This window comes from Cellulophaga geojensis KL-A (assembly GCF_000568425.1).
Taxonomy (GTDB): Bacteria; Bacteroidota; Bacteroidia; order Flavobacteriales; family Flavobacteriaceae; genus Cellulophaga; species Cellulophaga lytica.
The window spans coordinates 1-5881 of sequence record NZ_ARZX01000045.1 but is presented as its reverse complement, the minus strand read 5'-3'; the positions used below and the strand labels follow the sequence as shown (position 1 = coordinate 5881).

Annotated in this window: 5 protein-coding genes; 2 read left to right on the top strand and 3 right to left on the bottom strand. The window is 27.1% G+C overall.

Annotated elements, in window-relative coordinates:
• Positions 1 to 44: 44 nt before the first annotated feature.
• The 3 genes from KLA_RS16900 to KLA_RS16890 all read right to left on the bottom strand — a co-directional run bounded on the left by KLA_RS16900 (position 45) and on the right by KLA_RS16890 (position 2751).
• A complete protein-coding gene (locus KLA_RS16900; protein WP_013619653.1) occupies positions 45 to 1295 on the bottom strand; it encodes an MORN repeat-containing protein in 1251 nt (416 codons plus the stop codon).
• A 32-nt stretch (positions 1296 to 1327) separates the two neighbouring features.
• Positions 1328 to 2350 carry a hypothetical protein gene (locus KLA_RS16895; protein ID WP_034647283.1) on the bottom strand — a complete coding sequence of 341 codons (1023 nt, stop codon included), beginning with the start codon at positions 2348 to 2350 and terminating at the stop codon, positions 1328 to 1330.
• Positions 2351 to 2481: 131 nt separating this feature from the next.
• Positions 2482 to 2751, bottom strand: a complete 270-nt coding sequence (locus KLA_RS16890) for a hypothetical protein (RefSeq protein WP_075694165.1) — start codon at positions 2749 to 2751, stop codon at positions 2482 to 2484.
• A gap of 194 nt (positions 2752 to 2945) precedes the next feature.
• Here KLA_RS16890 and KLA_RS16885 point away from each other — a divergent pair, with 194 nt between their 5' ends.
• On the top strand, positions 2946 to 4736 hold the full coding sequence (locus KLA_RS16885) for a tetratricopeptide repeat protein (RefSeq protein ID WP_034647279.1): 1791 nt from the start codon (positions 2946 to 2948) through the stop codon (positions 4734 to 4736).
• Positions 4737 to 5489, top strand: coding sequence for a LytR/AlgR family response regulator transcription factor (locus KLA_RS16880; RefSeq protein WP_013619656.1), 753 nt, complete (start codon positions 4737 to 4739; stop codon positions 5487 to 5489).
• The last annotated feature ends 392 nt before the right edge of the window (positions 5490 to 5881 follow it).

Below are 5881 nucleotides of genomic sequence, written 5' to 3'. Positions count from 1 at the left end.
TTTCTGATAAAACACTAACATTTGTACGCATTAAATATTAATGTTTAATTGATTTTTTGTTCTTTAGAAGAAACTCTTACACCATTGTTATAATTTTCATAATAGGTTTTACCATTTTTATATTTAAAAATTCCTAAACCATGTTTTTTATCATTAAGCCATTGCCCTTTGTAAACATTACCATTTGAGTAAGTATAAAAACCTGTACCCTCTCTTTTTCCACTAGAATTAAATTCACCCTTATATTTGTCTCCGTTTTTATAGCTGTACTCCCCTAACAAACGCTTTCCATTAATAAAAAATCCTTCATAGTAACTATTACTAGTTAATACATATTTGCCATACCCATTATTACAATTGCCTCTTACACAACCTATTCTTTTTCCACTGTCACTGTAGCTATACCTAGAAACAATTTTTCCACTTTGCCATAACCCTCTGTCTACACTTAAATTAGAGTTTATTCTGAATCCATATCCAGAAATTAAATTATTTTTCCATTCTCCAACATATAAGGTATTAATTTCTTGCTTATAAAAATTTCCATACCCGCTACGGTTTCCGTTTTCCCAGTTACCAGAATAATGAATATTACCCCATAAATAATCTCCAAAGCCATGTCTTTTACTATTTTTAAAATATCCCTTATAACTGTCGCCATTGCTATACTTATAAATGCCGTACCCACCTTTACAATCTCCATAAATACAACCAGCTTTATACTTTATATTTTGTGAGTTACTATTGGTTAATTTTGGTTTATAGGAGGTTGAATTTATCTTTTCAAAAACTCTAGATAATTTGAATATATTATTATTTATTAACGCGTCTAATTCTGACATACTAGGATTTATAATATATTTTTTTGTTTTATTATCGTAATTATAATCATAAATTAAACTTTTTACATCTGTATTATTTGGCAATTTAAAAACATATAATTTATTCCCTTTTAAAGTAATAAAACGTGTATTCCAGTAGTTAGAACTATTATACTGTTTTGAGTTTACAAATGCTCCTTTGCCGTATAATTTAACCTTAAGTTGCTTACCTACTCGTCCTTTTCTAGAAAAAGTATTTTCTTTTCCATCTACTGTTGGTGCTAACTTAAAATAAAAGTCTTTTGCACCAATAAAGAGTGTGTCTTTTCTAGTTTTTGAACTCACATAGGTTCCATCATAATTTAATGGAAAAAAAGGATAATCTTTCTTGCTTTTTGGGATAGCTTCTTTATACACAACTGTATCACATGAAATAAAGTAAAATAAAGACAGTATTAATACTATTTTTTTCATAAACTATTCTTTTTTAATTACTAATTATAAAATTACTGATTGGAATATTTTTCTAAGGAGTAACTAGTTACAATACCACTATTAGGTTTTTTACAATTTGATGGAAAATCAAAAAAATACATACAATCTGGCACTCCATTTTTAAAAATGATTTTCACCCATCCTTTACCATTATTGCTAAATCCCCTAAACTTATAGTTTGCCCTTAAACTTATAGGTTTGCCTTCACTATTTTTTGATTCGATTCTCAACCCTGAAATACTGCCTTTTGTGTAGCGATTAAAAGCCCATGTTTTTGCTTGGTCTGCAACAAGGTCATCAACTAATTTATTGTAATTTTGTTGCCCTTTTGGACCACCAGAATTTTTTGCAATAGTATATTTACTTTTTTTCTTTAAGCGAATAGGTGTTTTGTTAAGCGCAAACCTTTTTAGGTTTTCTTCAAATTGTATAATGGCTTTACTGTTACACTGATTTAGTATAAAAAACTTTTCCATATCATTAGCTAGCCCTTTTCTTTTATGTAACATATCTATTGAGTTTCCCATTGCATTTGGATCAGTTACCATTTTCAAAAAAATATCTATACCATTCGCTTTATGCATTTCAACAATTTTCATTTTAGCGTTATATATGTCTGGTTTCGCATACAAACCTGTTCCTTGCCATTTATATTTAACACAAACTCTACTTATTACATCTCCATAGGCATTATATCCAATCTCTTCTTGGTCGCATACAATCTCCATTATTTCAACTTTATTAACTAGTAAGTATTTTGAGCATTTTACACCAAATGTTCTTAAATATTGTTCATAAATCATTAGAAATTCATAATCCAATCTTTTTATCTTAATGTTCTCAAAATGCCCTCTGTATATATAGTCATAAAACTCAGCAAAATACAACCCATCTGTATTAAGCTCACTATTGTCTACTTTATCATTTGCTTTTTCTGAGGTAAATAAACCTGAATTTGAAAAGGCAAAAAAAGGCATTACAAAGAAGACAATAATCTTTAATTTTATCTTTGATATATTTAAATTTAGTCTCATAATTTTTTATTAATAATTTCAACTTTTTTATATAAAACTATTTTAAGAGTAATGAATAGTAATCCTTAAAAACATTGATAATATTATCACTTTACTTATTTCATTTTAGAGGCATAGGCATACAAATCTTTTCATTTTGAGTTTGCTTGCTTTTTAAACCTATACTTTAACACTTGTGTTACAATAATAAATACTAAAAATATCCAAAGTGAATATCCAATGATGTAATTAAAAAAAAGGAATAATGCTGATGTTTTATGAGCTAAATACAAGTCTTCACCTTTTGCTCCTTTAATATTCACTTTGGATATTTTTTCTATTCGTTCTTGCCTACCTATCAATTCTCTTTTTGCTAAAAAAACTGAATTTGGTATGTTGATTAATAAAATTATTGTTAACAAAAATGCTTTTATGAATTAGCTATTTAATACTTTAAAACTAGCGATAAAACCAATTTGTCTAAATCATAATTTGTATTCGGGCATTTAGAATTCTTATTCGGAAAAAATAGATTAGCTTATATATTTATAATTATTTAGCAGTTTACTGCTCAAAAGTATTAAATTTAAGTGCTTTTTTTACCAAAAAAAATTAAATGAAACCAGTACTCAGAAGCTTAATAATTATAACCTACTTAGTTTTTTGTTGTTTTTCTTCTCTAGCACAAGAAAAAGATTCCATTTTAAACCTTCTTGATGGTTATATTAAAAAAGACACTATAAGAGGTCAATATTTAATAGAGGCCTCAAACTACTTAACATATAGCAAACCTAAGGTAGCTATAGAATATATTGATGAAGCTATAAAAATTGCAAAAGACAAAAAATGGAAAAAAGGAACAGCATCTGCATTAAACCAAAAAGGCAGCATCTATTACACAATGGCAAACAACTTAAAAGCTCTAGACTTATTTCTTGAGGCTCTAAGTATTTCTGAAAACATTAATGATGAAAAATTAACCATTAATCTTTATAATAATGTAGCTAACATTTATGCTGATATGAAAGATTTTGACAAGGCATTAGCTAACTATAATAACTGCTTAAACATTTCTATTGAACTAAAAGACACTATTAACCAAATAAGAGCATACAATAATATTGGAAATGTTTATAGTGAAACTAACAGAGTAAATACGTCAATAAACTACTTTGATAAAGCATTATTATATGCAAAGCAAGTAAATAATATATTTTTTGTTGCTGCTATTATTAACAACAAGGGGTTAGCCTACAAAAGAAAAAAAGATTATAATAATTCATTAAAACACTATAAAGAAGCGTTACAAATTTCAAGAGAAATTAACAATAAATACATAGAAGCTTCTGCTTTAAATAGTCTTGGCAAGGTCTTGGTATTACAAAATAAATTTAATCAAGCTAAAATATATGCTAAAAATGCATTAGTTGTTTCAAAAAATATTGATGCTGTTGAGTGGCAAGCAGATTCTTGGCTAGTTTTAAATCAAGTTTATGAAAATGATCAGAATCATAAAAAATCGTTATTAGCTTTTAAAAATTATATTAAATTAAGAGATAGCGTAGCAACCGAAGAAAAAAAAGCAGAGTTAACAAAAAAAGATATGCAGTATCAAATTGATAAACAAGATACTCTCTCTAAAGCGGAAATAAAACGTCAATCACTAATTAAAAATTCGGCTATTGGAGCAGGAAGTTCTTTACTACTATTTTCTATTGTTGGTTATTTTTTATACAAACGAAAACGAGATGCTGAGGCACAAAAAAATATTGCTGAATTTAAAACTAAAATAGCCGAAACCGAACTGAAAGCTTTGCGATCTCAAATGAATCCCCATTTTATTTTTAACTCATTAAACTCTATAAGTAACTATTTGGTTAATAATGACATAAAAAAAGCGGATGAATATTTGTTAAAATTTTCTATATTAACACGTTCTATTTTAGAAAACTCTGAAAAAAAATGGATTTCGCTAAAAGATGATTTAGAGTTATTAAAAATGTATATAGACATTGAATCTTTGAGACTAAAAAATAAACTTAACCATATTGTAAGTATTAATAATAATATTGATTTGGAAAACACCTTAATACCTCCATTAATTCTACAACCCTTTATAGAAAATAGTATTTGGCATGGCGTATCTCAAATAGAAGCAGAAGGCATAATTAAAATTGAAATAAACAGTAATAACAAAACACTAATTTGTGCTGTTGAAGATAACGGAATTGGTAGAGAAAAGGCTACAAGAAATTTAAATAAAACAAGCTCAATGGGCATTAAAATTACGAGTCAAAGAATAGATTTAATTAACAAAACAAAAAAGGCAAACGAAACTATAAAGTATACAGATAAAGAAAAAGGCTTAAGAGTTGAAGTAACATTACCACTTAAACTAAAATTTTAAATGATAAAAGCTATAATTGTTGACGATGAAGTGCATTGCTCAGAAAGACTAATATCACTACTATCAAACCATTCTAAAGCAATAAAGATAGTACGTATTTGCCATACACTGGAAGAAGCCAAAAACACTATTAAAAAATTAAATTTTGATTTAGTTTTTTTAGACATTCAACTCAGTGATAAAACAGCCTTTGATTTATTAAAAACTATTAAAAATCTTACATTTCAAATTATTTTTACTACTGCATATGACAAATATGCTATTGAAGCAATTAAGTTTAGTGCATTTGACTATCTTCTAAAACCTATTGATAAAGATGAGTTAAATGAAACATTAAAGAGATTAGATAAAACTCTAGATATAAACAATGCGCATAAATTAAATACATTACTACACAATACTTTAACCGAAGATAAAAAAAAGATAGTTATAACTACAGAAAAAGAAACATACTTTTTAGAGATGTCCAATATATTAAGGTGTGAAGCAGACGGCAGTTATACAAAACTTTACCTAGTAAGCAATGATACTATATACACTTCAAAAACATTAAAGTATTATGATGACTTACTAAATTCATATCATTTTTTTAGAACACATCAGTCTCACCTAATAAATATAAATTTTATAAGCAAGTACATCAAAGGAACTAACGCCTATATAATTATGAATGATGAAAGTGTCGTGCCTGTAGCTAAAAGAAGAAAAGATGATTTCTCTGATAGGATTAATAATCTAAACAAATTTGCTTAATACATAATAAACTACACCTTAGAAACAGTAACATTTTAAAACACCATTATATAGAGTTAGAAAACCACCGTAAACTTTATAGAGAAATTGAATAAAATAGTATATATCCAAAACCAATACATTTTGCCTAATACAGATTTCAGGCTAGTGTCCTAAAAAAGGGGTAACTCCAATGCATAATTAGAGTTAATACTAAATTAGTTTTTAATTATATATGAAAAAAGGGGCAGACTTTAAATAAAAGTCAAACCCTCGTTATTTTTAACTTACACTCTTAACGGGATAGTGTCTAATAAAAAATCACAAAAAAGAAAATCGCCTAAAATTACTTTTTAGACGACCTATTTACGTTACTTAAGTTTCTGTTATTATTCTGCTGCAGACTCTTCAGT